Genomic DNA, 22,290 nt, shown 5'->3' on the forward strand with positions numbered 1-22,290 from the left:
CAGCCCCAAACGGCTAAGAAGGTGACGATCCGACAACCAGCTGCCGGGCGGGCGGCCACCCGCCCGGCAAGCGTCAGTATCCTACATTTTTCTTATCCAAGAAGATGCCGGCAGGCAGATGAGGGGGGTGAGGAGCGAAAGCGACGAGCGTCTTGAGCACCAGCGAAAGGCAGATAACCTGTCTAGCACCCAGAAAGGCAATCGGCGCAGCGTTGGAGCGTGTCCTTCGAGGCTCCGGCCTTTGGCCTGCGCTCCTCAGGATGAGGAGCGTTGGAGGATGCCGCGTTTGCGACAGCAGGCGTTGAGGATGCTGCGCCAAAGTTCAAGAGCCTCGTCCTCAGGTGCCTTTCAGGGGCCTCGAAGGGTGCCGGCGCTGGGGTGGATGCCTGGCGCAGCGTGCGGCATGTCCTTCGAGGCTCCTTGGCCTGCGCTCGGGACGAGAGCGCAAGAGGATGCCGCGCCTTGTGATCAGAAGCGCGGCAGAGGCTGCGGGCGGGCTTTCGCCGCGCCGCTATTCTTCCGTCGTTGCGGCGGAATTCTCGAGCGCAGCGCGGATCTGGTCGATCTTGCCGTTGGCCTCGCCGACGCCGAGGATGGTCTTGGCGCGATCAAATGCGGCCGGGCTGATTTCGCCTGACTTCGTGGCCGCGGCCAGTGCATCTTCCAGCGCCTCGTCGCCGAGCAGCGGATCGTCGGGCGAAGGCTCGACCCCGTTGTCGATCTCGTACTGGGCATAGGCCACGGCATAGGCTGAGATCGCCGTCATGCGCGGGTCCGAAGTGTGCATCAGCGCCCTGTAATTGCGGTTGATCGAATTCAGGCCGGCAAGCTGGGCATTGACGTTCTTTTCCTTGGTGGAGACCGTCTTGCCCGACTTGCCATTTTCGGACTTGGCGTTTTCGGATTTGCCGTTATCGGATTTGTTGTGGGCCTCGCCGGATTTGCCGTTTTCGCCGCCCTGGGATTTGAGGCCGCCATGGTCCGAGCCGTTGCCCTGGTTGCTGTTGCCGTTACCGTTGCCGCCGCCATGATCTTCGCTGTGACCGCCGCCGTTGCCACCACCATTGCCGCCGCCGTTACCGCCACCGTTGCCACCGCCGTTCCCGCCGCCATTGCCGCCGTCCTTGGCCAGCGCGGCCGCATCGAGGCCGATCATCGTTACCGGGCTTGCGGCGACCGCCAGCGACAGGGCAAAGAATGGCGCCAAAATAGCTTTCCGCATCGTTTTTCTCCAAAGCAGATCATGAAATCTCGATAGTGACGCTCACAGCGCGCGGCGCGAAACCGCACTCGCTGAAGCTGAGAAAAGATTAGACGGTGATCGCGACTCGCACATCGGGCGATGGTCCGAAGCGGCCTGGTCTATAGTCCTAGCCTGAATGCTTAATCACTGCTTTCCCTGACGGGTCGTTGTCCGGCGGGGAGGTGGGTAGGCCGACCAGCTTGCGCATTTTTGCCCCGACGGATTGAATGCGACGGGTGTGCCCCCTTGACGGCGGTAGTGGTGGTTCTGCCTAATTCGTCCAGTGGATTTGGGGCAGAGACACCGTCAATTCGTCGACCGGATCGGACGCGAACTGCAAATCCTCTTCGGAGATGCAATTGTCGTTTTACTCGTCGAGAATTCATGAGCTCTTGAACCTTCAGCACCAGCTGCTTTCGGCATTCAGCCAGAGCTACCCGCAGGCGAATGACTTTACGCATCTGCTCAATTTCCCTCGATCGGGAATTCTCGTCGTTGACGGGCAGCGATGGACGTTTGCTAAACACGGCCTAGGCTTAAGGTTCGAGAGGGAGGAACCTGTTCCACATCTGGTTGTGGACATGCATGATAAATTTGGAGATTGCGCGAAAGTCGATTGGTGGAGGCTCACGCTGTTTCTGGAATCGATGGGCATTGCAACCCAAGGGGCGGATGCGGAACGAGCCGTATTGGAACACAATCGCCGAACCCAATAGGTCGACCCAGCAGCCATGTGCGCTTAGAGCCACCGAGATCCCACCGCCGGCACTATATTGGGGATGGATGTCGGAATCCCGTTTCGCCGGTCGTCTTCAAGGGGACCCGCTATGGAGAATGACAATGACCATTACCATTACCGCTTTTGAAAAATCGCCGGATCGCGGCAGGGGACTTGCGCGCGACATGCGCGTTCGCTGGGCTCTCGAAGAGGTGGGCGAGCCTTACGAGGTTCGTCTTCTCTCCTTCCAGGCGATGAAGAAGCCCGCGCATCTGGCGCTGCAGCCTTTCGGGCAGATTCCGTCCTATGAGGAAGGCGATCTCGCACTGTTCGAGTCCGGGGCGATCGTGCTGCATATCGCGGAACGCTATCCGGGCTTGCTGCCTGGGGACGCCAATGGCCGGGCGCGGGCGATCGCATGGATCTTTGCCGCGGTCGCCACAATGGAGCCTGTTGTCATCGAACGCGAGATGGCCAGGATTTTCGAGCGCAGCGAGAGCTGGTTCGACGCGCGGCTTCCTCTCCTCGAAAAACGTATCCGCACCCGGCTCGGCGAACTTTCCGCCCACCTCGGCGATGCCGACTGGCTCGACGGCGGATTCAGCGCGGGAGACCTGGAGATGGTCTCGGTGCTGCTGCGGCTGAAGGGATCGGACCTCTTGGCGGAACACCCGAACCTTACGGCCTATCTCGCCCGCGGCGAAGCGCGGCCGGCCTACCAGCGTGCCTTTGCCGCTCAGCTGGCTGTGTTCACAGCCGCGTCCGGTGAGTGAGGAAGGTCTGCCCTTGCGCCATGTCAGGCTTTTGTTGCGCCGGTGAAAAAGCCTTCCAGCTCGGCAAAGCCCATCGCGCGTTCGGCGAAGTGGAAGGTTTTCTCCGTTGACATTTCCCGAGCGGCGCTGACGAAGGCACCATAAGCGAGCCGCGCCAGCGCCGATCCGACGCTGATCCGTTTCACGCCGGCGGCTGCGAGTTCGTCCACGCTGAATGTGGCGCCCGGCAGACCCATGACGACATTGACCGGCTTGGAGATGGCCTCGCAAAGGATGCGGATCGTCTCCAGATCCTTCAGGCCCGGCGCATAGAGCACGTCGGCGCCGGCCGCTTCAAAAGCCTGGAGCCGCTTGATCGTGTCATCGAGATCGGGCCGGCCCCACAGGAAATTCTCGCATCGCGCCGTCAGCACGAAATCATGGGCAAGGGCCGACCGCGCTTCGGCGGCAGCGGCGATGCGCTCGACGGCAAGCGAAAAATCATAGATCGGATGGTCGCGATTGCCGGTGTGGTCTTCGAGGGAGCAGCCCGCCAGGCCCAGATCGGCGGCGGCACGGATGGTTTCGGCCGCACTTTCCGGACTGTCGCCAAAGCCCTTTTCCAGATCGGCCGAAACGGGAAGGGGTGTTGCCGAAACCAGAGCGCGGCAATGGGCGAGCGTGTCTTCGCGGGGCGCTTTTCCCTCGGCCACGCCAAGGGAAAAGGCCATGCCGGCGCTGGTCGTCGCCAGCGCCTGGAAACCCATTGCCGCGAGGATCCGCGCCGTTCCGACGTCCCAGGGGTTCGGAATGATGAAGGCGCCTGGCGCCTCGTGCAGCAATCGAAATGCCGTTCTCTTGTCGCTCATCGTTGCCGGCTCCCATGAATCTCATCGCAGGGTGGCATGATTTTTGGAACATATAAAGAACATTGTTGTGGGGAAGTCGTGGCCGCAAACCGTCCCACTTTTCGGCATCGTGTCTTACCGGCTCCAATGCCATCGCACGACCGGCGGAACTGAGTGGCGGTCGATGAAGACGAAGGCTGTGCCGTCGGAGCCGAAATTGACGAAATCGACGCCGTAGGACTGGGCGCCGTATTCTGCGATGATCGACATCGGGGATGAGGCGGCGGTTGGCTTGGCGGGCGCATGATGCTGCCATTCGGTCTCGCCTGCGATTTCCCGGTAGATGCTGACGGTGCAGCCGGCGAGATCCGGGGAAGGCGGGGCGCCGTCGACATAGACCATCTGATGGATCTGCAGGAGGAATTCGAACGGCGGGAGGGTGATGCTGGAAGGGTCGAGCGTCACGCCATTGCCCGTCCAGTAGGGAACCCCGCTGGCTTTGGTATTCCAGCGGCTGTCGAAGCCGAAGGGCTGGGCAATGCCGTCGGGCAGGTTCATGTGATCGCCATCGTCGTAGAACGAGGAGACCTGTTCCGGCGGCACGGGATCGTCATGCGGCTCCCAGCCGGCAATCCAGACTTCGCCGTTGATACTCTGGCTGCCATCCTCATCGGGCGGCTGTTGCGTGAGGCCATGCCCGATCTCCTCGCATCTCAAGATCACGGCCTCGCATCCGCCGGTGCCATAGCTGAGGCAGAGCAGATTGGCGCAGAAGAAGAGATGCAGCACGCCGCCTGTCGAACCGAGATCGATCATCGGCGGATCATGCTCGAGCTGCGCGACCATGCTCATGGGGTAACCGCAATCGGGGCAGGCGGGCCAGCGGGCTTGCGGAAAGCCCCATGGCAGGCCGCCGAGCTTGGAGACCAGCCGATCCTGCGGCTGTTGCAAGGCGGCGAGTTCGAATGTCGGGCGATAGAAGCGCATGGGTTCGATCCGTGTTGCCGCCGGTGGCGGGAGGCGGGTGATTGTCTCGCATTTTATCGATCTGATTCAAAGCTTTGAAGAGGTTGTGTGATGTGTTGCCCTTTAAGCAGGGGGTTGCAATGCTGGATACTCTATTCATGTTTCGCGGGCGTTTGAGGAGGCTGCATTATCTAGCCGCATGCTGCGTCTTATCCCTCGTCGTCGGCTGCATCATCGCCGGCGGCTTTTGGATCATGAGGCCGCCGCCGGGAAGCGGGCAGGTCATGCGGGCAGGCACGACGCTTCTGATCCTGGCGATCCCGATGCTGCCTTCTTTCTGGATAGGTTTCAGCATCCAGGCGGCGCGAATACGCGACATAGGCTGGAATCCGGCCATCCTTATAGCGGCGTCTCTCGCGATCCAGGCCGCCGCATATCTTGTCCCGCTGCTGATGCCGGAAGGGACGACGGTCGAGATTATCGCGAAGGTGGCAAAGGCCGCGAACATAGCCTATGGCCTCGGCCTGCTCTTCCTGCCGAGCAACTTTCACGTCCCGGACTCTCCCAGCTTCGACGAGCAACCCACGCCGACGCGTCCGGAGAGGGTCGAGGCATCTCCGGCACGCCGCCTGCCGAGCCGCAGCGGGGCCACCTTTGGACGCCGGGGTCTGTAGGACTCTCGGTTCTCGGCCGATGGATGGGATATCGCCGAGCGACCGCTACGGCGTGATGATTGATATCGAGGTCCGGTTGAATGCTTGGGGTGGTCGGCCGCTTCGACCGCATGCGACAAGGGCCGCGGAATCGGGGGGAAGCCTGGCTTACGCAGAGGCACAATCTCAAATGCCAGGCTTCCCTCGCGTCCTTAGTGCAGGACGGTTCCGATCTTAGTTCATTCTGCAATCAGAGCTAGTTGGACTAAGGTCCCAGGGTGGCACTGCTGTGTATTGCCATCGCTCGGGTCGTTGCTTGGCGCGGCGGGCTTCGTTCATTCTAAAAGCTCATTCACCGCGCGGACGCGCGGTGGCCGTCCTTCGGACCCATCAGCGTTTAGCCAAAGGCACACGCCCCTTCATCATCGCTTCATGAAGCTTGGCTCTGATCTTTTCGTAGAACTCTCGTGGGATCATGCCGTAGTCGTAACGGCTCGGATTCGAGGGGAGCGTGCGAAGGTGAATACCGGGCCACTCAAATCTGTTGACCTCGCTCACGCGGACCCAGTTGGTAGCGTCATCCAAACCAAGCTGGCCACAGAGTTCCGGTGGAACCTCGATAGACAGGTCCTCCTCGCCAAGTTCGGGAGGAGAATGCGTGATCGGCACGACGATCGTATCATTGGTCTTCGAATGATACAGGACAATGGCGCAAGGCCTGTCCTTGCGTCCCAGGGACAGGCCTTCGCTTTTTTCGCTGTCCCACAGGTAATTGTATCGGACGACGAGACCCGGAACCGGAGTCGGGTAACTCACTCGGACACTTTGCCGTATTCAGCGCCCATGATCAGCGCCATGGTTTCGTCATCCATTTCACTGACTCGAATGACTTCGCGTTCGCGCTTTTTCATGTTCTGATAGTGTTCGAGTTCAGCTGCAGACAAGAAAGCACCGATCGTCCGGTTATGAGCTGTGACCTCAATCACGCCTGCCGTCTGCACCTGTTCCCGGAATGTCGTAAATTTACGAGCAAACTCGGTAGCCGGAACTCTTAAAACTTGAGCCATGACGAGCCAGTCTCCTTTTTGTGAAAAATACGAGTTTTACACATTTTGTCAAGGTTGGGAGACGTAACTGGCGGCGACGAATGCATTCGAGCGTATGGCGAAAGAGGCTGTCCGAAAAGATCGCGGCTTCCGAGCCTGGTGGCAGTTATAGCTTATGTTGGCTTCGCTTCGGGTCGTTGCTTGGGCGCGGCGGACTTCATTCATTCTGAAAGGTCATTCACCGCGCGGACGCGCGGTGGCTGGATTCCCGTGACATCCCTCGGGTTGAACCCGAGGTAGGGAATGACGGAGGAGAAGGATGTGCTTTCTCCCCACAAACTGACTTGTCGATGGGCGAGTGGACGCGGGGCTTACGACTAGAACCAATGTCGATTCATCTGCTTCAGGAAGTCGACTGTCATCACGGGGAGGCCTGAAGCGTCACCGATGACGGCGTCAATGCCGCAGCGTGGGCAAAGAGCTGTCCTGTTATCGTCCAGCCAATCTTTGATCTCGGCAGGGCGAAAGGACGCGCAGCAGTGGAAGCAGCCGCAGAGCGCGCTGGCTTCGATTTCCGCTCGATGATTGATGCTGTGCTTGTGCGTACGGATTAGGATGTCATCCATGGGCTACCCTTAGCCATGGGGGCGGAGATGGTCCAGGGGCTGCTCGGCTGCACGGCAGGTTATTGGGAGGCTTCTTCTTGCTCTGTCCTTCCTGTGACGGGCACCGAAATAAGAGTGGAGAAGGTGTGCCGTGCAGCCCCCTCATCCGCCTGCCGGCACCTTCTCCCCGCTGGGGAGAAGGGGATTCGTCGCGGCGCCTTGCTTCATCGTATCGCTGTCGTTGGAAAATGTGTGGTGGCGGTGCCGCGAGTCTCTTCTCCCCTCGGGGAGAAGGTGGCGGCAGCCGGATGAGGGGGCTGCACGGCACGACGTTAGCCTGGCTATTTCTCATCCTGAAGGGCGCCATCACCCACCCGCTCCCTGATACCTGCTGTTGGCATAGTGCCAGTAGGCCATGGCGAGCAGCACCCAGATCGGGCCGGCCGCTAGCGCCACGGCCCCTGCCCAGTCTCCCAGGAGCGGGATGGGTTTGCCGAGGAGGGCGCCGACGGGGACGGAGCTGGTGAGGGCGAGGGGGACGGCGGTGATGAGGACGACTTGGATGGCGCCGGGGAAGATGTTCAAGGGGTAGCGCGTCAGCTCCCAGAAGCCGAAGAAAATCGAGAAGAGGTGGTTGGAGCGCACCCAGATGAGGGCGGTGGCGCCGATCATGGTGATGATGGCGGCGGTCAGCAGCGTGGCGCTGAGGATGGTGGCGATGAAGAACAGCGCCGAGGGGATCGTCCAGGCGAAATCGACGGAGAGCACCGCCCAGCCCATCAGCGGCACGGCCAGGAGGATGTGGCCGGCATAGCCGATGTTGAGGCCGGAAAAGATCAGATAGGTCCAGGGGCTGAAGGGCTTGACCAGCAGCGTATCGTAGGTGCCGAGGCGCACCAGCTCCTCGAGATCGCGCAGCTGCGTGAAGCTCATCGCAGCACCAAGGGAATAGGAGAGCAGCTGGAAGCTGAAGAGCAAAGCAAGCTCCGGCCAGCGCCAGCCGCCCAGCGTATCGAAGCGGGCAAGCAGGATGCCGATCGTGGCGAAGACGCTGCCATAGGAGAGGATCTGGGCGAGGCGATCGAGCCAGAAAGCGCCGCGATATTCCATCTGCGAGCGCACATGCATGCGCACCAGAAGCGGCAGGACGCGGAGATGATGCAGGATCATGGGTCAGCCTCCCTGCACGGTGATGCGGGTGGAGGCGCAGCGCCAGAGCCAGAGCACGCCCGCCAGGAAGAGAGCCGCCCAGGCGAGGCCGAGGCCGAAATGGAGCCAGACTTCGGCGACCGAAAGCCGGCCGAGATAGACGGCGTTGGGATAATAGACCACCCAGGCAAAGGGCAGGTGGCGGGCGATCGTCGCGAGCGGCTCGGGGAAAAACCAGAAGGGCACCAGCAGGCCGGAGAAGAGATGCAGCAGGGCGCCGAGGATCCAGTCCAGCGAGAAGCTCGTCATCAGCCAGAAGGCGATGAGGCCACATAGTGCCGACATCAGGAAGATGAGGATGAAGGAGAGCGCCCAGAAGGCTGCGAACATCACCCCATCGAACAGGCTTGCCGGCGGCAGCATGCCATAAAACAAGGCGGTGACGGCGACGGTCGGGATCACCTGGGTCATCAGCCGGTAGCCGAAGGAGCCGCTTTCATTGGCGAAGAGATAGAGCGGATAGGAGATGGGCTTCAAAAGCCAGACCGAGATATCGCCCGATTTCAGCGAGCGGCCGATCTCGCTGATGACGCGCTCCGGCCGGGTGGCGCCCATCACCGCGCCGCCGAGCAGGGCGTAGGTCACCATCTGCTGCAGCGAGACGCCGTCGACGACGGTGCCGCCGACGCCGGCAAAGGCGGCGAGCCAGATGGCGACGCGGGCGAAGACCTGAACGAGCTTGCCGAAAATATTGGCCCAGACCTCGTTGCGGTAGGCGAGCTGCGCGTGAAATGAGCTACGCGCGAACGCAAGATAGGCGCTCATGATGCCTTGGCCCTCGCATTGCGGCGCTGATAAAAGGTGCGGATGACCTCCTCGATATCGGGCTCGTGGAGCGCCACATCCTTCAGGCCGCGATCGCCGCCGACTTCGGAGAGGATGCGGACCAGCGACACATCTTCGCGCTCGATCAGATAGTTCTTGCGCAGGCCCTCGTCGCTGACGAGCGAGGCGGTGTTGAGGTGCAGCGGGCCGGGATCGCTTGCAAATTCCAGCGTCAGCCGGCGGGCCGAGCCGAGGGCGGCGCGCAGGCTCCGGAGTTCACCGTCGAAGATCAGCCTGGCGTGATCGACCATGATCAGCCGGGGGCAGATGGTCTCGATATCCTGCAGGTCGTGGGTGGTGAGGATGATGGTGACGCCGCGCTCGCGGTTGATCTCGGCCAGGAAGCGGCGCACGGCATCCTTGGCGACGACGTCGAGGCCGATCGTCGGCTCGTCGAGGAAGAGGATTTTGGGATCATGCAGCAGCGACATGACGATCTCGGCGCGCATGCGCTGGCCGAGGCTGAGCTGGCGCACGGCGCGATCGAGGAAGGGCGTGAGATCGAGCAACTCGCTGAAATGGCGTAGATTATCGGCATAGCGGGCGGGCGGGATATCGTAGATGCGCTGGTGCAGGGTGAAGCTGTCGATCAGCGGCAGATCCCACCAGAGCTGGCTGCGCTGGCCGAAGACGACGCCGATCTCGCGGGCATTCGCCATGCGGGAGAGATGCGGCGTGCGGCCGAGCACGGTGACGGTGCCGTCGCTCGGCACCAGAATGCCGGTCATCATCTTGATCATCGTCGATTTGCCGGCGCCGTTCGGACCGAGATAACCGACGGCCTCACCGGCCCCGATATCGAAGCCGATATCCGAGACGGCCGTGACCTCGGTATATTCGCTTGTCACCAGCGTCTTGAAGGCGCCGAGAAGACCGGGAAATCGCCTGTGCTGCCGGAAGCGCTTGCTGACGCCCCGGGCCTCGATCAAAGCCGTCATGTGTGTTCCCTCGGGATTCAGCCGACTCGGCAGGGATAACGGTCGGGAACGCAGGCTAGCGCGATGTGGGATTCGTGCAAGGGCAAGTTGAGTTTTGGCGATTAAGGTTTTGGCGCGCCTAAAGAGTCGGATCGATCGGGCAGCCCGAGCGCGGCATCATCATGTAGAGATCGTCACAATGATGTGGTAGGCAATCATTCATAGAAAGCTCCCGCTTGTAACAAAAAAGCGGCGAGCTTCCATGGGTTGGCTTCGCTCTGTGGTGCGCTGTCTTTTAGCCACGCATTCATAGCCTCAAGGTAGCTCGCAAGGTCGGTGTTTTCCCATCGGACAGCGCCAATCTCGAAATCGGTTCGCATCGACGTCAGGTACTTTAGGAAACTTTGCTGATCGATTACGTTTTCAATATTCATCAATTCGTGACCTCGTCTCAACTCAAATAGCATGAGATCGCTGCCGAGGTCAGCGCGGACCTGCCGTCTTGCAATAAAATCACTCTTGGGTAGTCCAAAGTGATGGGATGCCTACTTTGTGGCATTTGCTACCTAATTCCGCAGAAAGGCGAGGGCGATCGGATCGGCTGGACTTTAGCTAGGTGGCCCGAACCAGGTCTTCATCGCGTCTTCAAGACCATCCTGCGTCCCGTCGCTGACCCAGGCGACATATCCGTCGGGCCGGATCAGCACTGCTGACGGAGCCGAGACCGGGCCGAGCGCCGGCAGTTCCCACGGTCCGTCATATCTGGCGTGAACCAGCGCGACGTCGTCCGACCATGGTGCGATGTCGAAGCTGCCGGAGCCGTCGAGGACGAGGAGCACCGGGCGCGCGTTGTGGAGCAGCGTGAAGACGCGGGCGGGGCCTTCCGATGTGGTGAGGTCGAGGTCGGGCATGCGGCGGCCGAGGAGGGGGTGACCTTCGCCGAGGTCGTAATGGATGGCAAGGCCGGACATTTCGGCGGCGATGCGTTTGCGGGGTTCGTCCATGCCCAGCAGCTCCATCATGATATCGCGCAGGGCTTCGGTGCGGTCGTCGGTTCGCAGCAAGGCGACCTGCGCCATCGTCGTGCGCAGCACGCGGGCGGCGATCGGGTGCCGCTCGGCGTGATAGGTGTCGAGCAGGGCGTCGGGCGAGGTGCCTTTTATCACCTGGGCGAGCTTCCAGGCGAGATTGACGGCATCCTGCACGCCGGTGTTGAGGCCCTGGCCGCCGACCGGAGAATGCACATGGGCGGCATCGCCGGCGAGGAAGACGCGGCCCTTGCGATAGGCCGTCGCCTGGCGCGACATGTCGGTGAAGCGGGAGATCCACTTCAGGCCGTGGATGCCGTAATCCTTTCCGAATGCGGCGATGAGGGCTTGCTTGAGGTCGTCGAGGGTCGGCTCGGTCGTGGCGCCGGCATTCCCGTCAGGCACCATGACGTTGACCGGGCCGTCGCTTGCAAAAATGACCTTGCCGTTGCGGATTTCGTAATCCTCCCGGCCGAAGGCATAGATGCCGAGGGCGGTGCGATGGACGCCGAGCGGCGGCTCCTCTTCCATCTCCACTTCGGCCAGAATATTGCCTGTTGTCGCATCCCATCCTTCGAAGGCGATGCCGGCTGCCTTGCGGACGAGGCTGCGGCCGCCGTCGCAGCCGACGAGGTAACGTGCCCTGAGCGTGGCGCCGCCATCGGAGAGGTGGACGGTAATGCCGGTCTCGTCCTCAACGAAGGACGTCACGTCACGGCCGCGATAGATCGGCACCGAGAGCTCGTCGACCCAGCCGGCGAGAATGCGCTCGATATGCTTCTGGCGGAGCGCCAGCCCGTAATTGTGCCTTGTCGGGAAATCGCTGATATCGAGGCGGGTGACGGCAAATCCGGTGACCTGGGCTATCTGCCCTGCCGCAAGGAAGCGGTCGACGATGCCGCGCTGATCGAACACCTCGAGCGTGCGGGCGCTGAGACCGCCGGCCCGTGTGCCGAAAAGCTGCTGGTCGGGGCGGCGTTCGACGATGGCGACGTCGATGCCGGCCAAGGCCAGCTCGCCCGCCAGCATCAGGCCCGTCGGGCCGGCTCCCGAAATCACGACTGCATGTTCCGTCATTCGCAAATTCCTCCTGCAGTTTCGATTTGTCTCCGCGAGGTAGTTCAGAGCCGTGCAAACTCTCGGGCTGCGCCGAACATTCTAGGGATGGCGGATCGAGGACATGTCGAAGGCCTTCTTCAGCGCGTCCATGACGACACGGATCGATGGGACATTCTTGATATCGGCGTGGACGACCAGCCATACCTCGCGTGTCAGGGGTATCTGGTCATCGATCCGTTGGAGACAATCCCTCTCCATGACCGCGAACTCCGGCAGCATGACGACACCGCCGTCAAGACTGGCGGCGGCAGCCTGGAACTCCAGGACCGATGATCGAATGGCGATGGGCCGGCCGGCGGCTTGTTCGAGGAGGCGCATCTGCTGCGGGGAGGCGCTCATGCTCTCGTCATAGCCGATGAAGGTCCAGTCCGCTGGCGAAACGCTTTCGAGGTAAGATTGCGTCGCATAGAGCCAGAATGTGATTTCTCCGAGTTTGATGATCGAATAGTCGCCGTCCTCCGGCCTGGAGAAGCGTATGGCGATATCCGCCTCCCGCCGGTTCAGCGAAGCAAGCCGTTTTTCTCCCACCAAAGTGACCTCGATGCCGGGATGACGATGCCTGACGGCGGCAACCGGTTTTGCCAGCAGAGCGGCCGAGAGAGCCGGAGGGGCGCTGATGCGGACATGGCCGCGCGTCTCCGTGGCGCTGCTGCGGCCAAACTGCTCGATCGCGGCGGTTTGCTGTGCGACGAGGGCCGCGTGTCTTGCAACCTCTTTTCCGTCGGCGGTGAGGATCAGGCGGCGGCCGCGCCGGTCGACGAGCTTGCGCCCCAGGCTCTTTTCGAGCGAGGCGACGCGCCGGCTGATCGTCGCGTGTTCGACACCCAGCTGTTTCGCCGCGCCGAGGAACGTTCCGGCCTGCGCCAATGCCAGGAAATGCCGCAGGTCATCCCAATCCATATGTGAATTTTCTCCCGTTGATTGTGAAGGAATAGGGAATTTTCACACATGTGGCTACGGGATATTTTCAGCGCAAACGATGGAGAGACAGGATGACAGATCGCATCATATTGCTGCAGGCGCCCGGCGGCGTTGCCCAGTTCCGCATTGAAGATCAGCGCTCCGATCCCCCCGGAAATGGCGAGATCACAATCCGCCATGAGGCGATCGGGACCAACTTTCTCGATATTTATCACCGCCAGGGAATCTATCCGCTGCCGTCCTATCCCGCGGTGATCGGCGCCGAGGCGGCGGGTATCGTCGAAGCTGTCGGTTCCGATGTCGCCGACTTTAATCCGGGAGACCGCGTTGCCTATGCGGGGCCGCCGGTCGGGGCCTATTGCTCCACCAGAAACATCGCTTCCGAGAAGGTGATCAGGCTTCCGGATGCGGTTTCCTTCCAGACGGCCGCCAGTTCGCTGCTGAAGGGTATGACCGCCTATATGCTGCTGGAAAAAATCTATGATGTCCGCGAGGGAAGCACTGTGCTGATCCACGCGGCCGCGGGCGGGCTCGGCAGCATCCTCGTTCGCTGGGCGAAGTCGCTCAACGCTTCGGTGATCGGCACCGTCAGCACATCCGAGAAAGCCTCGCGCGCCGCCTCCTATGGCGCGGATCACCTGATCGTCGGACGGGAGGCAGATATCGTCGCGGAGGTGAAGCGGCTCACCGGCGGGATCGGCGTCGATGTCGCCTATGACGGTATTGGCGGCGACATGCTTCTCAAAACCATCCGCTCGGTCCGGCCCTTCGGCACAGCGGTGACCATCGGCCAGGCGGCCGGACCGGTTCCGCCGGTTGCCGTCGAAGAGCTTCGGCCGGGAAAGTCGCTCTGCCACCCGAGCATCATGGCCTGGTGTTCCGACATCGGCCGCTATCGCGACGCCGCGCAGGCGGCGATCCGGGCGCTGGAAACGGGCATCGTTGCCGAGATCGCCGCCGAATACGCCCTGGCGGATGTCGCCCGGGCCCATGAGGAGATGGAAACGGGAAGGGCGGCGGGCAGCATTCTGCTGATTCCCTAGAGCATATCTGAGGAGGTGCGGCGCCTTCGGCCGCAGCCGTCGGCGCCGATGGAAAAGAGGAATGAACGGCGCTCTCCGCCGGTTCCAACGGCTGGCAAAGTCGGCAAACCTCTCTTTCGTCATGCTCGGGCTTGTCCCGAGCATCTGCAACCCCTCGATAGGGCGGCAGATCCTCGGCACAAGGCCGAGGATGACGCCGAGTGGAGGGCGAAGTTAAAATCCATCAGAGCCGGCCTCGGGAACGCTGGCATCCCGATCACGGCGAAATCAATTTCCGGCAAAGTTAGCGGCCGTCAGCGGAACGGGCCTGTAGCCATCAATATCGGCTATGTCGTACTCCCGCGCCAATTCGGCTGCGACCAGCACGCGCCCGGATTTCGACATTAAGGCGGGGTCGCGCCAGAGCTCTGATATGACATGGCCGATGAATTGCGGCGACTCGGAATTGGACATGTCGAAAAACTCGGCATTGCGCAGCACGGCCTCGGTGCGGACGAGACCGGGATAAAGCGCTGCTGCGGCGACATTGTGGGGCTTAAGCTCATGGGCGAAATCGGCAGCCATCTTGTCCGCGGCGGCTTTGGCGATGCCATAGATCGTGTTGCCCTCGTAGACCTGGCCCGCCCAGAAGGAAATGTTGACGATGAGGCCGCGCCTGGCCGAAATCATCAGCGGAGCGAGCGCGCGCGACATCATGAAGGCGCCCCTGAGCGCGGTTCCGATCATCGCCTCCCACCGAAAGACGGGCTGCTCCCAGAACGGCCGGGGCCAGGTGAAATCACCGTCCTCGACCATGTTTTCGTAGCCGGGCCAGGCATTGTTGACCAGAATATCAAGCCGGTTGCCGGCGCGGATCTCTTCGGCCAGGCGCTCGGTGTCGGCATCGTGGCCGTGATCGCATTGGTGAACGAAAATTCGCCCCGGCAGGTTCGTCGCTTCAAGTTCGAGCCCTTCGAGCGAGCCGGCGCGTTCGGGCGTCTTCACATCCGCCTCGAAGCGCGTCCGGCCGGTGACATGGACCGTGGCGCCTTCGGCAAGCAGGGCAAGGGCAATGCCGCGGCCGATGCCGCGACTTCCGCCTGACACCAAAGCGACGACATCTTTCATGGTGGCCGGCCTCCCGAAGCAGTTGAGGAGCGCATATTGGCACTGCGGCTTGGCGAGCGCGACGGCTTTCTAGAGAAAGATCTTGCGCGCAAACTACGATCCTGATGGCGTTGCCGCCAGGGCGAGGTCTGGCTACTCCCGATGAAACTCGTCCGCCAGGAAGTCGATCAAGGCTCGAACGCGGTGGCTGGTCGCGCTGCCGTCCGTTACCGCATACAGATTGGCGCTCTCCGGCAGAAATCGGTCGAGCGCCGTCACCAGCGCGCCCGAGGCCAATTCCTCGCGGATATCCCAGACCGGAGTGAGGAAAACACCGTAGGCTTTCAAAGCCCATCGCTTCAGGACGGAGCCGTCGTTCGCGACCCGATTTCCAGAGACCCGGATTGAAATTTTCTTGCTGTCTTCGACGAAGTGCCACGTCGAAAACGGGGTTGCCGGCCTCGACACCAGGAGACAATTGTGGGCGGCGAGATCATCAGGATGTGCCGGCAGGCCATGAGCCTCCCAGTATGAGGGTGCCGCGCAGATGACGCGCTGGCCGCGCAGAATGAGACGTGCCTTCAGCGAGGAATCCCGCAGAGGTCCGTTTCGGATCGCCAGATCAATGTTGTGCTCGACAAGATCGACGAGAGCATCCGAGATATGCAGATCTATGGAAATGCCCGCGTGCAGTTCCATGAACCGGTCGATCGCCGGGACGATTTTGCTCCTGCCGAAATCGACTGTCGACGTCATCTTGATCGGTCCGCGTAACGGGCCTTCCTTTACGCCACCGATGGAGGCATCCCAATCGGCCAGCAATCGCCGGGCATCGGCCAGGAATTGCAGTCCTTCATGCGTGAACGATAGGCGCCGCGTCGATCGTCTGATCAGCGTCGTGCCTGCCTGCTGCTCCAACTGTTGAAGCGCGACCGTGGCGGTCGATGTCGCGACCGAGTTCTGTCGCGCCGCCGCCGACAGGCTTCCCGCCTCCGCAATGCCGACGAACAGACGTAGAGCGTCCAGCGTGTCCATTTCTCGAAAAATCCGAAAGGTGCTCTCGTTGAGCGTATGATTATCATGCGAACCGAAATGATCAATATCTTCAGCACGCCGATTTTGGCGGCGCCCACTCGAGCCGGGTGGCGTTTTACGTCCTAGAGGAAACTGACATGTCGATCATGGCACGAGCAGCGCGCATTCATCAGTATGGCGCGCCTGAGGTCTTGAAATTCGAAAACATCCCGGTTGCGGAACCCGCTGCCGGAGAGGTGCTCGTTCGCCACACGGTCATCGGGCTCAACTTTGTCGACGTCTATTTCAGGCGCGGCACGATGGAGGTTCCATCCTTCCCGGCGGTTATCGGCAATGAGGCAGCGGGGATCGTCGAGGCCGTCGGTCGCGGCGTCACATCGGTGAAGGTGGGAGACCGCGTTGTTTTCGGTCACAGCACCGGCGCCTATGCCACCCGTGGTGTTCATCCCGCCGATCGCCTGGCGATCATTCCGGACGGCGTCTCCGACGAGCAGGCGGCTGCAAACTTCCTGAAGGGGTTGACGGCGCGCTACCTGGTCAAGGACGTCGTGCCGCTGAAGCCTGGCGATACGATCGTTTATCATGCCGCTGCCGGCGGTGTGGGCCAGATCTTCGTGCAATGGGCAAAGTCTCTCGGGTATCGCGTCATCGGAACCGTATCCAGCCAAAGCAAGGCGGAGATTGCGCGCCAGGCAGGATGTGACCACGTCATCAACTACAGCACGGAAGATTTTGTCGCGCGGACCTACGAATTGACGGGAGGGGTCGGCGTCGACGCGGTCTTCGATTCCGTCGGCGAAGATACTTTCCGTGGCTCCCTTGCCGTTCTCAAAGTGCGTGGCACGCTGGTCCAGTTCGGCAAGGCGTCCGGAGAGATCACTCCCATCGATCCCTATGTCCTTGCTGCGAAAAGCCTGCATCTCACATGGGGCAGGCTGGATCACTATGTTGTCACGGCGGCCGAGACCGCCGAAGCCGCGGCCGACCTTTTCGCCGCAATAGAAGCGGGCGTTCTGAAGGTCGATCCCAGCCGCATCTATGCGTTCGACGACGTCGTCGAAGCCCATCGCGATCTGGAAGGCCGACGCACGACGGGCTCCGCGGTGCTTCGTGTGACGCAGTAGCCAAGGGCGAGGCGATGAAGAAAATCAAGCGACGATAGCGGCTCGCCCCTGCCGCTATTCGACGAGCCCGAGGATCGGGCCGTAGCCGCCGTGCCAGGAGCGGTCGTTGCGGCCAAGGGCCGGATCGTAGAGCCCGACGCCGTGCCCGCCATCGAGGAAAAGCGCGTCCTGGCATTGCAGCTGGTCGCGGAAGAGGCGGGCGAAATCGTGGAAATTCACCTCGTCTTCGCTGATCGCGATGCGGACGGACCCGCCGCAGACGCCGACGCCGCCGCGGCGGGTGCGATCGGTCGAGCCGGGGATGAAGATCGGGTTCAGCGCGCCTGAAATGACAAGCATCGGGCCGGACTGGGTGGCGAAACGGGCGGCCGGGCGGCGCTTCAGGAAGTCATCGGTCGGCAGGATCTTTGCGCCTTCTCCATCGAGAAAGAACACGCCGTTCGGCTTCTTGTAGAAATTCGGCACCGACCCGGCGGAGCCGCCGGTCTTCGTGTTGGCGGGCTTCAATTCCTTGCCGTTCTCGACGTAAAGCCCGAGCGGCGAGAAATCCTGCCGGTACATGCCGGCATTGACGGCAAAGACGAGCGTGCGCCCTCCGGCCTGAAGGGCTTCGGCAAGGCTCGAGAAATAGCGGTAGGGTTCGCCGTTTGCACTCTTCCAGAACAGCCGCAGATCGGCTTTGCCCGGATCGACCGTGCAGACGATATAGTTCGCTCCTTCGAAAGTTTGCGGCGCACAGGGCTCGGCCTGCGCTGCCTGCAGAAGCAGGATCGTTGCCGCCAGAAAGGTGGCTACGGCGAGGAGGGCGTGTTTGAGGGATGTGATCGGCATGCGCTTTCTCTCGGATCGGTGAGACTGCAATATGCGGTCGGCGGGGCAGGGGCAATGACCGGATTGCGGGGGAAAGGTTTCAAACCCCTCCCCAACCCGTCCGGGGTCGAGCCGCGGGTCTCGACCCGTCCTCCGGACCCCCACAAGGGGGAGGGGCTAAACCGGAGCGGCGGTCCTTCTTCTCTTTGCCGTCTTGGATTGTTGTGGCGATAAGCGAGCGGCTTGGTTAAGTCCCTCCCCCTTGTGGGGAGGGGTTGGGGAGGGGAAGCTACCCGCGGTAAAGTCACAGAGATGTTCTTGTTATGTTCGCGACCGTGCGCTATGAATTCTCTCGTGTTCCGCAACTGGGAGAGAAAAGATCATGAGTGTTTACGCAACCGTCGGCGCCCTCGATTTGGATCGATCGAACGCCTTTTACGCGGCGGTGCTGGCAACGATCGGCTGGAGCAAGCACAAGGAGTTTCCCGGCTGGAGCGCCTATTCCGAAGGGGGCAAAGGCGAAGGTTTCACTCTCTGGGTCTGCCAGCCCTTCAACGAGGAGCCGGCAAGTGCTGGCAATGGCGCGATGATCGGTTTCATGGCCAAGTCCCGCGCGGCGGTGCATGCTTTCTACGAAGCCGCGATCGCCAGCGGCGGAACGGATGAGGGAGGCCCCGGCCCGCGCCCGCAATACGGCCCGGATTGGTACTCCGCCTATATGCGCGACCCGGCCGGGAACAAGATTTCGATTGTTTATGATGGGTGAGGCGCGCGTATCGGTATTTGCGGAGGCGGCGGCCTAAGAACGGATTCTGCTATCCTGACGGTTAATCACGGCCGCGCCATTCTTGCCGAAAATCAAAAGTTTCCGGCGCATATGACATGCGGCCCGGCGCCGCGGTGCGGGGCGTCCTGCGGCAGGCCGAAGTAGCGTTTGGCCATTTCGGTGGGGCCGAGATCTTCGAGCGAGGTGAAGCCGAGGGCGCGCAGGCGTTCGGCTAGATCGGCCGGATCGAAGCGCGTCAGCCAGGGCTCGCCGGCAGCGGCCGTGCGGGCGCCCATTTCGGCGGCGCGGGCGCGGCGTTCGGGCGGATAGTTTTCCAGCGGCTCGCCGTAGTCGAAGACGATGGAGGCGCTGGGCAGGCCGGCGACGGAGCGGAGCAGGGTGAAGACCGAGGCTTCCCGGAGATAGGGCACGACGCCGAGCCAGATGAAGAAGGCCGGGATTTCCGGCTTGAAGCCGGAGGCGACGAGACGTGTTTGGAGATCGTCGCGCTCGAAATCGACGGGGACGAAAATCGGCAGGCTGTGGGTCAGCCCCGTCTCGTGCAGCCTCGTCTGCTTCCAGCCTTGCGTGGCGGGATGATCGACCTCGAAGACCATCAGGCCGGGATGGGGATTGCGCAGCGCAAAAGTATCGAGCCCGGCGCCGAGGATGACGGCCTGGGCGACGCCCCTTGCCAGCGAGCGGGCCAGGCAATCCTCGGCATATCGGCTTCTCGCCGCCATCACCAGGCGAAAGGAGCGGGTGGCGGGATCCTGCGCTTTCAGGTCGGCCGCCGCCGCCGCCTCCTCGCCGAGAATGCGGCGGGCGTAGGGATCGGAAAAGATGGCGCCGCCATCGACGTTCTGATGCGCCGCCCTGTGGGCCGCGGCGGCCATTGCGGTGCGGCTGGGTTCGGATGTTTGCATGACGGTCTCCTGTGAAGTTCTATGAACCTTGTCGTCGGTGCCCTTGTCATCGCGGGCAGACTAGATCATGATTTTAACAGTGTAAAGATTGGATCGGGGCATGGTGACGGACAAGACGACGGAGAAGGGATCGACCCGCTATCATCACGGCAATCTGCGCCCGACGCTGCTCTCCGTCGCGCGGGCGCTTCTGGAAGAGGGCGGGCCGCAGGCGCTGAGCCTCAGGGAGATCGGCCGGCGCGCAGGCGTCTCGGCGCCGGCGGCCTATCACTATTTCAGCAGCCTGGATGCGCTTGCGGCGGCCCTTGCCGAGCAGGGATTTGCCGAGCTCAGCGAAGAGATCGACGCGGCGCTCGCCGGCCCCCGGCGCCACCTGCTTGCCGGCGGCATCGCCTATGTCGCCTTCGCACGCGCCAATCCCGGCCTCTACCGGTTGATGTTCGGGGAGGGTTTCCAGGCCTATTCCAAGGGGAACGAGGCGATCGGCGCTTCGCGGATGCGGGTCTACCGCCAGATGAAGGAGGATCTGGAAAAGCGGCTGGCGCCGGAGAAAGTGGCAAACGCTGCGCTGTTTCTCTGGTCGTTGACGCATGGCCTCGCCCTGCTGACGATCGACGGCCAGATCGAACCGGGCGTCGATCCCGACGCAAGGGTCGCGGAGGTGCTGAAGCTCGCCGGCCTGGGGCTGCCGGCTGCAAAATGACGTGCCGACAGCTGAAGCAATGACAGGTTACTCAATAGTGATTATTGCACCTTTAAAGTGTAGATGGTAATTTTTACTTGGTTGCAAATGTATTGTTGAATATGGGGCGAGCCATGCACAAGGTCATCGATAGCCCATGGGAACTTGGCCACTGCGCCAATGAGCTGAAAGCATCAGGCGTCGAAACGGTCATCCGTTATTACAACCACAGCAATTCGACCCGACTGCCGCAGAAGCGGATCGAGAAGGCCGAATATGACGATATTCTGGAGGCGGGGCTTTCGCTGGCAGTGGTTTTTCAGCAGCGGGGCGGGGCCGGCGGCAATATAGGCGATCTCGATGCGGAGACCGGCGAGAGGGACAGCGGCCGCGCTCTCGCCCTTGCCGAGACCTATGGGCAGCCGGAGAATTCGGCGATCTACTTCGCTGTCGATCACGATTACTACAAGGCGGCCGATCTCGCCTCGATCAAAGCTTATTTCGGGGCGGTTTCAAGCGCGCTGAGGGGCAAGTATCGTGTCGGCGTCTATGGTTCCGGCACGGTGGGCGCGGCGGTTCGCCAGGCCGGTTTCGTCGACTTCATCTGGCTTGCGGCGTCGACCGGCTGGTCGGGCACGAGGGACATGCTCGCGACCGACCAATGGGCGCTCTACCAGGTGTATCCGCCGCTCGCCTTTCAAGGCGTCAGCTATGACGGCAATATCGTCGGCGGCAGATGGAAGGATTTCGGCCAGTTCCGGGCCGACGCGGAAGGGGCGATCGCGCTCGGCGCCTCGAGGAGGCTGGCGGCTGCGATCGAAAGACATTCGGAGCTCGCCGAAGTCAGCGCCACCGGCGGGCTCAACCTGCGCCGGGGGCCGGGCGAGAGCTTTGCGGTGGAAAGGGCGCTGCCGCTCGGCACGCCGGTGACCATTCTCGAGCGCAACGGCGACTGGGCCAAGGTCGATCTCGACGGTGACGGCACGGTCGACGGCTATATGCATGCGAGCTTCCTGAAGGTGATGTCGGGCGGTTTCCCGATCGAAGAGGCGATCGGCAGGAGGCCTTACGACGTCGCCAGGGCGGAATTGGAAAGGGGTGTGGCCGAGGTTGCCGGCAGCGGCAACAATCCGCGCATCGTCATGTATCACAAATCCACCAATCACTGGTCGGGAACCGACGACAGCGTCGCCTGGTGCTCTTCCTTCGTCAATTTCTGCGTCGAGCAGGCGGGCATGATCGGCACAAACCGGCAGGATGCCCGAAGCTGGCGGGACTGGGGAGACGACGTGAGCGAAAACCCTCGGGAAGGCGACATCGCCGTCTTCGCCCGCGGCCCGATGAACGGCTCGGACGGGCATGTGGGCTTCCTCGTCGCCGACGACGGCGGGCCGACGGTGAAGATCCTCGGCGGCAACCAGAGCAACAGCGTCTGTTACCAGAACTATCCGAAAGACGGGAATCTCGGCAGCACGCGCTACCGGCTTCTCGGCATCCGCAGGGGGTGAGCGGATCGTTGGGCGGGAGTCGGCTGCGGCAGTCCAGCGTGAGGGGCTGCCGCGCCGGCTGTCGGGTCTCCTGGGGTGTGGGATGAGGGCGGCAGGGCCGGTATTTGACCCTCGCGTGCGCTCAGCTCATTCGCGGCTTGCCGCTCACCCCCTCATCCGACCCTTCGGGCCACGACCGGGGTTGAGCCACGGGTCTCAACCCGTCCTTCGGACCCCCGCTGGGGAGAAGAGGGAGCCAGACGCTTGCCTTCGTTTCCACAAGAGGGGCTTTCAAGAAGTTCGAGACGCCGCCACGATTCCGCTTCTCCCCAGCGGGGAGCAACCATGTTTCACTTTTTCCGGTATTGTGGCGTCCATTCGGCCTTTCGAAAGAGGATCGAATTGGCGAGAACGATGAGTTTTCGTGCGACGGCGATGACGGCGCACAGGTGATCCTTTCCGTTCTGACGCAAGCGGGCGT

At 62.1% G+C, this 22,290-nt stretch carries 24 protein-coding genes and 1 pseudogene; 8 read left to right on the forward strand and 17 right to left on the reverse strand.

Annotated features, from left to right (window positions below; translation table 11 throughout):
• Positions 1 to 511: 511 nt before the first annotated feature.
• The gene (locus tag EFQ99_RS33485) at positions 512 to 1,222 is read right to left on the reverse strand and encodes a hypothetical protein (RefSeq protein ID WP_126925192.1); all 711 of its coding nucleotides are present in this window, start codon (positions 1,220 to 1,222) and stop codon (positions 512 to 514) included.
• Positions 1,223 to 1,602: 380 nt separating this feature from the next.
• Here EFQ99_RS33485 and EFQ99_RS33490 point away from each other — a divergent pair, with 380 nt between their 5' ends.
• Positions 1,603 to 1,959 carry a DUF6896 domain-containing protein gene (locus EFQ99_RS33490; protein WP_425376297.1) on the forward strand — a complete coding sequence of 119 codons (357 nt, stop codon included), beginning with the start codon at positions 1,603 to 1,605 and terminating at the stop codon, positions 1,957 to 1,959.
• Between the two features lie 124 nt (positions 1,960 to 2,083).
• Positions 2,084 to 2,734 (forward strand): glutathione S-transferase family protein, encoded by a 651-nt coding sequence (locus tag EFQ99_RS33495; protein ID WP_126925196.1) that lies wholly within the window; start codon positions 2,084 to 2,086, stop codon positions 2,732 to 2,734.
• A gap of 23 nt (positions 2,735 to 2,757) precedes the next feature.
• Here EFQ99_RS33495 and EFQ99_RS33500 read toward each other — a convergent pair whose 3' ends face one another.
• Both EFQ99_RS33500 and EFQ99_RS33505 read right to left on the reverse strand, forming a co-directional pair.
• Entirely contained in the window at positions 2,758 to 3,582 is an 825-nt protein-coding gene (locus tag EFQ99_RS33500) for an isocitrate lyase/PEP mutase family protein (RefSeq protein ID WP_126925198.1), read from the reverse strand.
• Positions 3,583 to 3,696: 114 nt separating this feature from the next.
• The gene (locus EFQ99_RS33505; protein ID WP_126925200.1) at positions 3,697 to 4,548 is read right to left on the reverse strand and encodes a hypothetical protein; all 852 of its coding nucleotides are present in this window, start codon (positions 4,546 to 4,548) and stop codon (positions 3,697 to 3,699) included.
• A gap of 119 nt (positions 4,549 to 4,667) precedes the next feature.
• Between EFQ99_RS33505 and EFQ99_RS33510 the strand changes: the two genes are divergently transcribed.
• Positions 4,668 to 5,201 (forward strand): DUF805 domain-containing protein, encoded by a 534-nt coding sequence (locus EFQ99_RS33510; protein ID WP_126925201.1) that lies wholly within the window; start codon positions 4,668 to 4,670, stop codon positions 5,199 to 5,201.
• Positions 5,202 to 5,570: 369 nt separating this feature from the next.
• Here the strand turns inward: EFQ99_RS33510 and EFQ99_RS33515 are convergent, their stop codons facing one another.
• From EFQ99_RS33515 to EFQ99_RS33555, 9 genes are all read right to left on the reverse strand, one after another.
• Entirely contained in the window at positions 5,571 to 5,996 is a 426-nt protein-coding gene (locus tag EFQ99_RS33515; RefSeq protein WP_126925203.1) for a hypothetical protein, read from the reverse strand.
• The gene (locus tag EFQ99_RS33520; RefSeq protein WP_126925205.1) at positions 5,993 to 6,247 is read right to left on the reverse strand and encodes a type II toxin-antitoxin system Phd/YefM family antitoxin; all 255 of its coding nucleotides are present in this window, start codon (positions 6,245 to 6,247) and stop codon (positions 5,993 to 5,995) included. Before EFQ99_RS33520 ends, EFQ99_RS33515 begins: the two co-directional genes overlap by 4 nt.
• A gap of 356 nt (positions 6,248 to 6,603) precedes the next feature.
• Positions 6,604 to 6,852: a cytoplasmic protein gene (locus EFQ99_RS33525; protein WP_245441635.1), complete on the reverse strand. Its 249-nt coding sequence runs from the start codon at positions 6,850 to 6,852 to the stop codon at positions 6,604 to 6,606.
• Between the two features lie 345 nt (positions 6,853 to 7,197).
• Positions 7,198 to 8,001 (reverse strand): ABC transporter permease, encoded by an 804-nt coding sequence (locus EFQ99_RS33530; protein ID WP_126925207.1) that lies wholly within the window; start codon positions 7,999 to 8,001, stop codon positions 7,198 to 7,200.
• 3 nt (positions 8,002 to 8,004) lie between these two features.
• The gene (locus EFQ99_RS33535) at positions 8,005 to 8,805 is read right to left on the reverse strand and encodes an ABC transporter permease (RefSeq protein ID WP_126925209.1); all 801 of its coding nucleotides are present in this window, start codon (positions 8,803 to 8,805) and stop codon (positions 8,005 to 8,007) included.
• On the reverse strand, positions 8,802 to 9,803 hold the full coding sequence (locus tag EFQ99_RS33540; protein ID WP_126925210.1) for an ABC transporter ATP-binding protein: 1,002 nt from the start codon (positions 9,801 to 9,803) through the stop codon (positions 8,802 to 8,804). The genes EFQ99_RS33535 and EFQ99_RS33540 overlap by 4 nt, the downstream gene beginning before the upstream one ends.
• 194 nt (positions 9,804 to 9,997) lie before the next feature.
• Positions 9,998 to 10,216: a DUF7660 family protein gene (locus EFQ99_RS33545; protein WP_126925212.1), complete on the reverse strand. Its 219-nt coding sequence runs from the start codon at positions 10,214 to 10,216 to the stop codon at positions 9,998 to 10,000.
• A gap of 174 nt (positions 10,217 to 10,390) precedes the next feature.
• Entirely contained in the window at positions 10,391 to 11,887 is a 1,497-nt protein-coding gene (locus EFQ99_RS33550; protein WP_126925214.1) for an FAD-dependent monooxygenase, read from the reverse strand.
• A gap of 81 nt (positions 11,888 to 11,968) precedes the next feature.
• Entirely contained in the window at positions 11,969 to 12,829 is an 861-nt protein-coding gene (locus tag EFQ99_RS33555; RefSeq protein WP_126925215.1) for a LysR family transcriptional regulator, read from the reverse strand.
• A 92-nt stretch (positions 12,830 to 12,921) separates the two neighbouring features.
• Between EFQ99_RS33555 and EFQ99_RS33560 the strand changes: the two genes are divergently transcribed.
• Positions 12,922 to 13,893: a quinone oxidoreductase family protein gene (locus EFQ99_RS33560; protein ID WP_126925217.1), complete on the forward strand. Its 972-nt coding sequence runs from the start codon at positions 12,922 to 12,924 to the stop codon at positions 13,891 to 13,893.
• 267 nt (positions 13,894 to 14,160) lie between these two features.
• Here EFQ99_RS33560 and EFQ99_RS33565 read toward each other — a convergent pair whose 3' ends face one another.
• Both EFQ99_RS33565 and EFQ99_RS33570 read right to left on the reverse strand, forming a co-directional pair.
• The gene (locus tag EFQ99_RS33565) at positions 14,161 to 15,000 is read right to left on the reverse strand and encodes an SDR family NAD(P)-dependent oxidoreductase (protein WP_126925219.1); all 840 of its coding nucleotides are present in this window, start codon (positions 14,998 to 15,000) and stop codon (positions 14,161 to 14,163) included.
• Positions 15,001 to 15,132: 132 nt separating this feature from the next.
• On the reverse strand, positions 15,133 to 16,014 hold the full coding sequence (locus EFQ99_RS33570; protein WP_126925221.1) for a LysR family transcriptional regulator: 882 nt from the start codon (positions 16,012 to 16,014) through the stop codon (positions 15,133 to 15,135).
• 137 nt (positions 16,015 to 16,151) lie between these two features.
• Here EFQ99_RS33570 and EFQ99_RS33575 point away from each other — a divergent pair, with 137 nt between their 5' ends.
• A complete protein-coding gene (locus EFQ99_RS33575) occupies positions 16,152 to 17,138 on the forward strand; it encodes a quinone oxidoreductase family protein (protein WP_126925222.1) in 987 nt (328 codons plus the stop codon).
• 54 nt (positions 17,139 to 17,192) lie between these two features.
• On the opposite strand, the gene EFQ99_RS33580 is transcribed toward EFQ99_RS33575, so the two are convergent.
• Positions 17,193 to 17,963, reverse strand: coding sequence for a phosphodiester glycosidase family protein (locus EFQ99_RS33580; protein WP_208722853.1), 771 nt, complete (start codon positions 17,961 to 17,963; stop codon positions 17,193 to 17,195).
• A gap of 367 nt (positions 17,964 to 18,330) precedes the next feature.
• Here EFQ99_RS33580 and EFQ99_RS33585 point away from each other — a divergent pair, with 367 nt between their 5' ends.
• Entirely contained in the window at positions 18,331 to 18,714 is a 384-nt protein-coding gene (locus EFQ99_RS33585) for a VOC family protein (protein ID WP_126925226.1), read from the forward strand.
• A gap of 92 nt (positions 18,715 to 18,806) precedes the next feature.
• Here the strand turns inward: EFQ99_RS33585 and EFQ99_RS33590 are convergent, their stop codons facing one another.
• Positions 18,807 to 19,640, reverse strand: a complete 834-nt coding sequence (locus EFQ99_RS33590) for a class I SAM-dependent methyltransferase (protein ID WP_126925228.1) — start codon at positions 19,638 to 19,640, stop codon at positions 18,807 to 18,809.
• A 100-nt stretch (positions 19,641 to 19,740) separates the two neighbouring features.
• On the opposite strand from EFQ99_RS33590, the gene EFQ99_RS33595 reads away from it, so the two are divergent.
• Both EFQ99_RS33595 and EFQ99_RS33600 read left to right on the forward strand, forming a co-directional pair.
• On the forward strand, positions 19,741 to 20,343 hold the full coding sequence (locus tag EFQ99_RS33595; RefSeq protein WP_126925230.1) for a TetR/AcrR family transcriptional regulator: 603 nt from the start codon (positions 19,741 to 19,743) through the stop codon (positions 20,341 to 20,343).
• A 113-nt stretch (positions 20,344 to 20,456) separates the two neighbouring features.
• A complete protein-coding gene (locus EFQ99_RS33600) occupies positions 20,457 to 21,830 on the forward strand; it encodes a TIGR02594 family protein (RefSeq protein ID WP_164736489.1) in 1,374 nt (457 codons plus the stop codon).
• Between the two features lie 329 nt (positions 21,831 to 22,159).
• Here the strand turns inward: EFQ99_RS33600 and EFQ99_RS35930 are convergent.
• A pseudogene (locus EFQ99_RS35930) lies at positions 22,160 to 22,290 on the reverse strand (IS110 family transposase); the annotation flags it as partial.

The sequence above is a fragment of the Rhizobium vallis genome (assembly GCF_003985155.1).
Taxonomy (GTDB): domain Bacteria; phylum Pseudomonadota; class Alphaproteobacteria; order Rhizobiales; family Rhizobiaceae; genus Rhizobium; species Rhizobium vallis.

Excerpts from the sequence above, each read along its gene's own strand:
- EFQ99_RS33565 (WP_126925219.1), bottom strand. The coding sequence starts at position 15,000 with ATGAAAGATGTCGTCGCTTTGGTGTCAGGCGGAAGTCGCGGCATCGGC.
- EFQ99_RS33500 (WP_126925198.1), bottom strand. The coding sequence starts at position 3,582 with ATGAGCGACAAGAGAACGGCATTTCGATTGCTGCACGAGGCGCCAGGC.
- EFQ99_RS33485 (WP_126925192.1), bottom strand. The coding sequence starts at position 1,222 with ATGCGGAAAGCTATTTTGGCGCCATTCTTTGCCCTGTCGCTGGCGGTC.
- EFQ99_RS33520 (WP_126925205.1), bottom strand. The coding sequence starts at position 6,247 with ATGGCTCAAGTTTTAAGAGTTCCGGCTACCGAGTTTGCTCGTAAATTT.
- EFQ99_RS33595 (WP_126925230.1), top strand. The coding sequence starts at position 19,741 with ATGGTGACGGACAAGACGACGGAGAAGGGATCGACCCGCTATCATCAC.
- EFQ99_RS33575 (WP_126925222.1), top strand. The coding sequence starts at position 16,152 with ATGTCGATCATGGCACGAGCAGCGCGCATTCATCAGTATGGCGCGCCT.
- EFQ99_RS33545 (WP_126925212.1), bottom strand. The coding sequence starts at position 10,216 with ATGAATATTGAAAACGTAATCGATCAGCAAAGTTTCCTAAAGTACCTG.
- EFQ99_RS33590 (WP_126925228.1), bottom strand. The coding sequence starts at position 19,640 with ATGCAAACATCCGAACCCAGCCGCACCGCAATGGCCGCCGCGGCCCAC.
- EFQ99_RS33585 (WP_126925226.1), top strand. The coding sequence starts at position 18,331 with ATGAGTGTTTACGCAACCGTCGGCGCCCTCGATTTGGATCGATCGAAC.
- EFQ99_RS33495 (WP_126925196.1), top strand. The coding sequence starts at position 2,084 with ATGACCATTACCATTACCGCTTTTGAAAAATCGCCGGATCGCGGCAGG.
- EFQ99_RS33530 (WP_126925207.1), bottom strand. The coding sequence starts at position 8,001 with ATGATCCTGCATCATCTCCGCGTCCTGCCGCTTCTGGTGCGCATGCAT.
- EFQ99_RS33550 (WP_126925214.1), bottom strand. The coding sequence starts at position 11,887 with ATGACGGAACATGCAGTCGTGATTTCGGGAGCCGGCCCGACGGGCCTG.
- EFQ99_RS33555 (WP_126925215.1), bottom strand. The coding sequence starts at position 12,829 with ATGGATTGGGATGACCTGCGGCATTTCCTGGCATTGGCGCAGGCCGGA.
- EFQ99_RS33535 (WP_126925209.1), bottom strand. The coding sequence starts at position 8,805 with ATGAGCGCCTATCTTGCGTTCGCGCGTAGCTCATTTCACGCGCAGCTC.
- EFQ99_RS33540 (WP_126925210.1), bottom strand. The coding sequence starts at position 9,803 with ATGACGGCTTTGATCGAGGCCCGGGGCGTCAGCAAGCGCTTCCGGCAG.
- EFQ99_RS33525 (WP_245441635.1), bottom strand. The coding sequence starts at position 6,852 with ATGGATGACATCCTAATCCGTACGCACAAGCACAGCATCAATCATCGA.
- EFQ99_RS33560 (WP_126925217.1), top strand. The coding sequence starts at position 12,922 with ATGACAGATCGCATCATATTGCTGCAGGCGCCCGGCGGCGTTGCCCAG.
- EFQ99_RS33570 (WP_126925221.1), bottom strand. The coding sequence starts at position 16,014 with ATGGACACGCTGGACGCTCTACGTCTGTTCGTCGGCATTGCGGAGGCG.
- EFQ99_RS33600 (WP_164736489.1), top strand. The coding sequence starts at position 20,457 with ATGCACAAGGTCATCGATAGCCCATGGGAACTTGGCCACTGCGCCAAT.
- EFQ99_RS33510 (WP_126925201.1), top strand. The coding sequence starts at position 4,668 with ATGCTGGATACTCTATTCATGTTTCGCGGGCGTTTGAGGAGGCTGCAT.
- EFQ99_RS33505 (WP_126925200.1), bottom strand. The coding sequence starts at position 4,548 with ATGCGCTTCTATCGCCCGACATTCGAACTCGCCGCCTTGCAACAGCCG.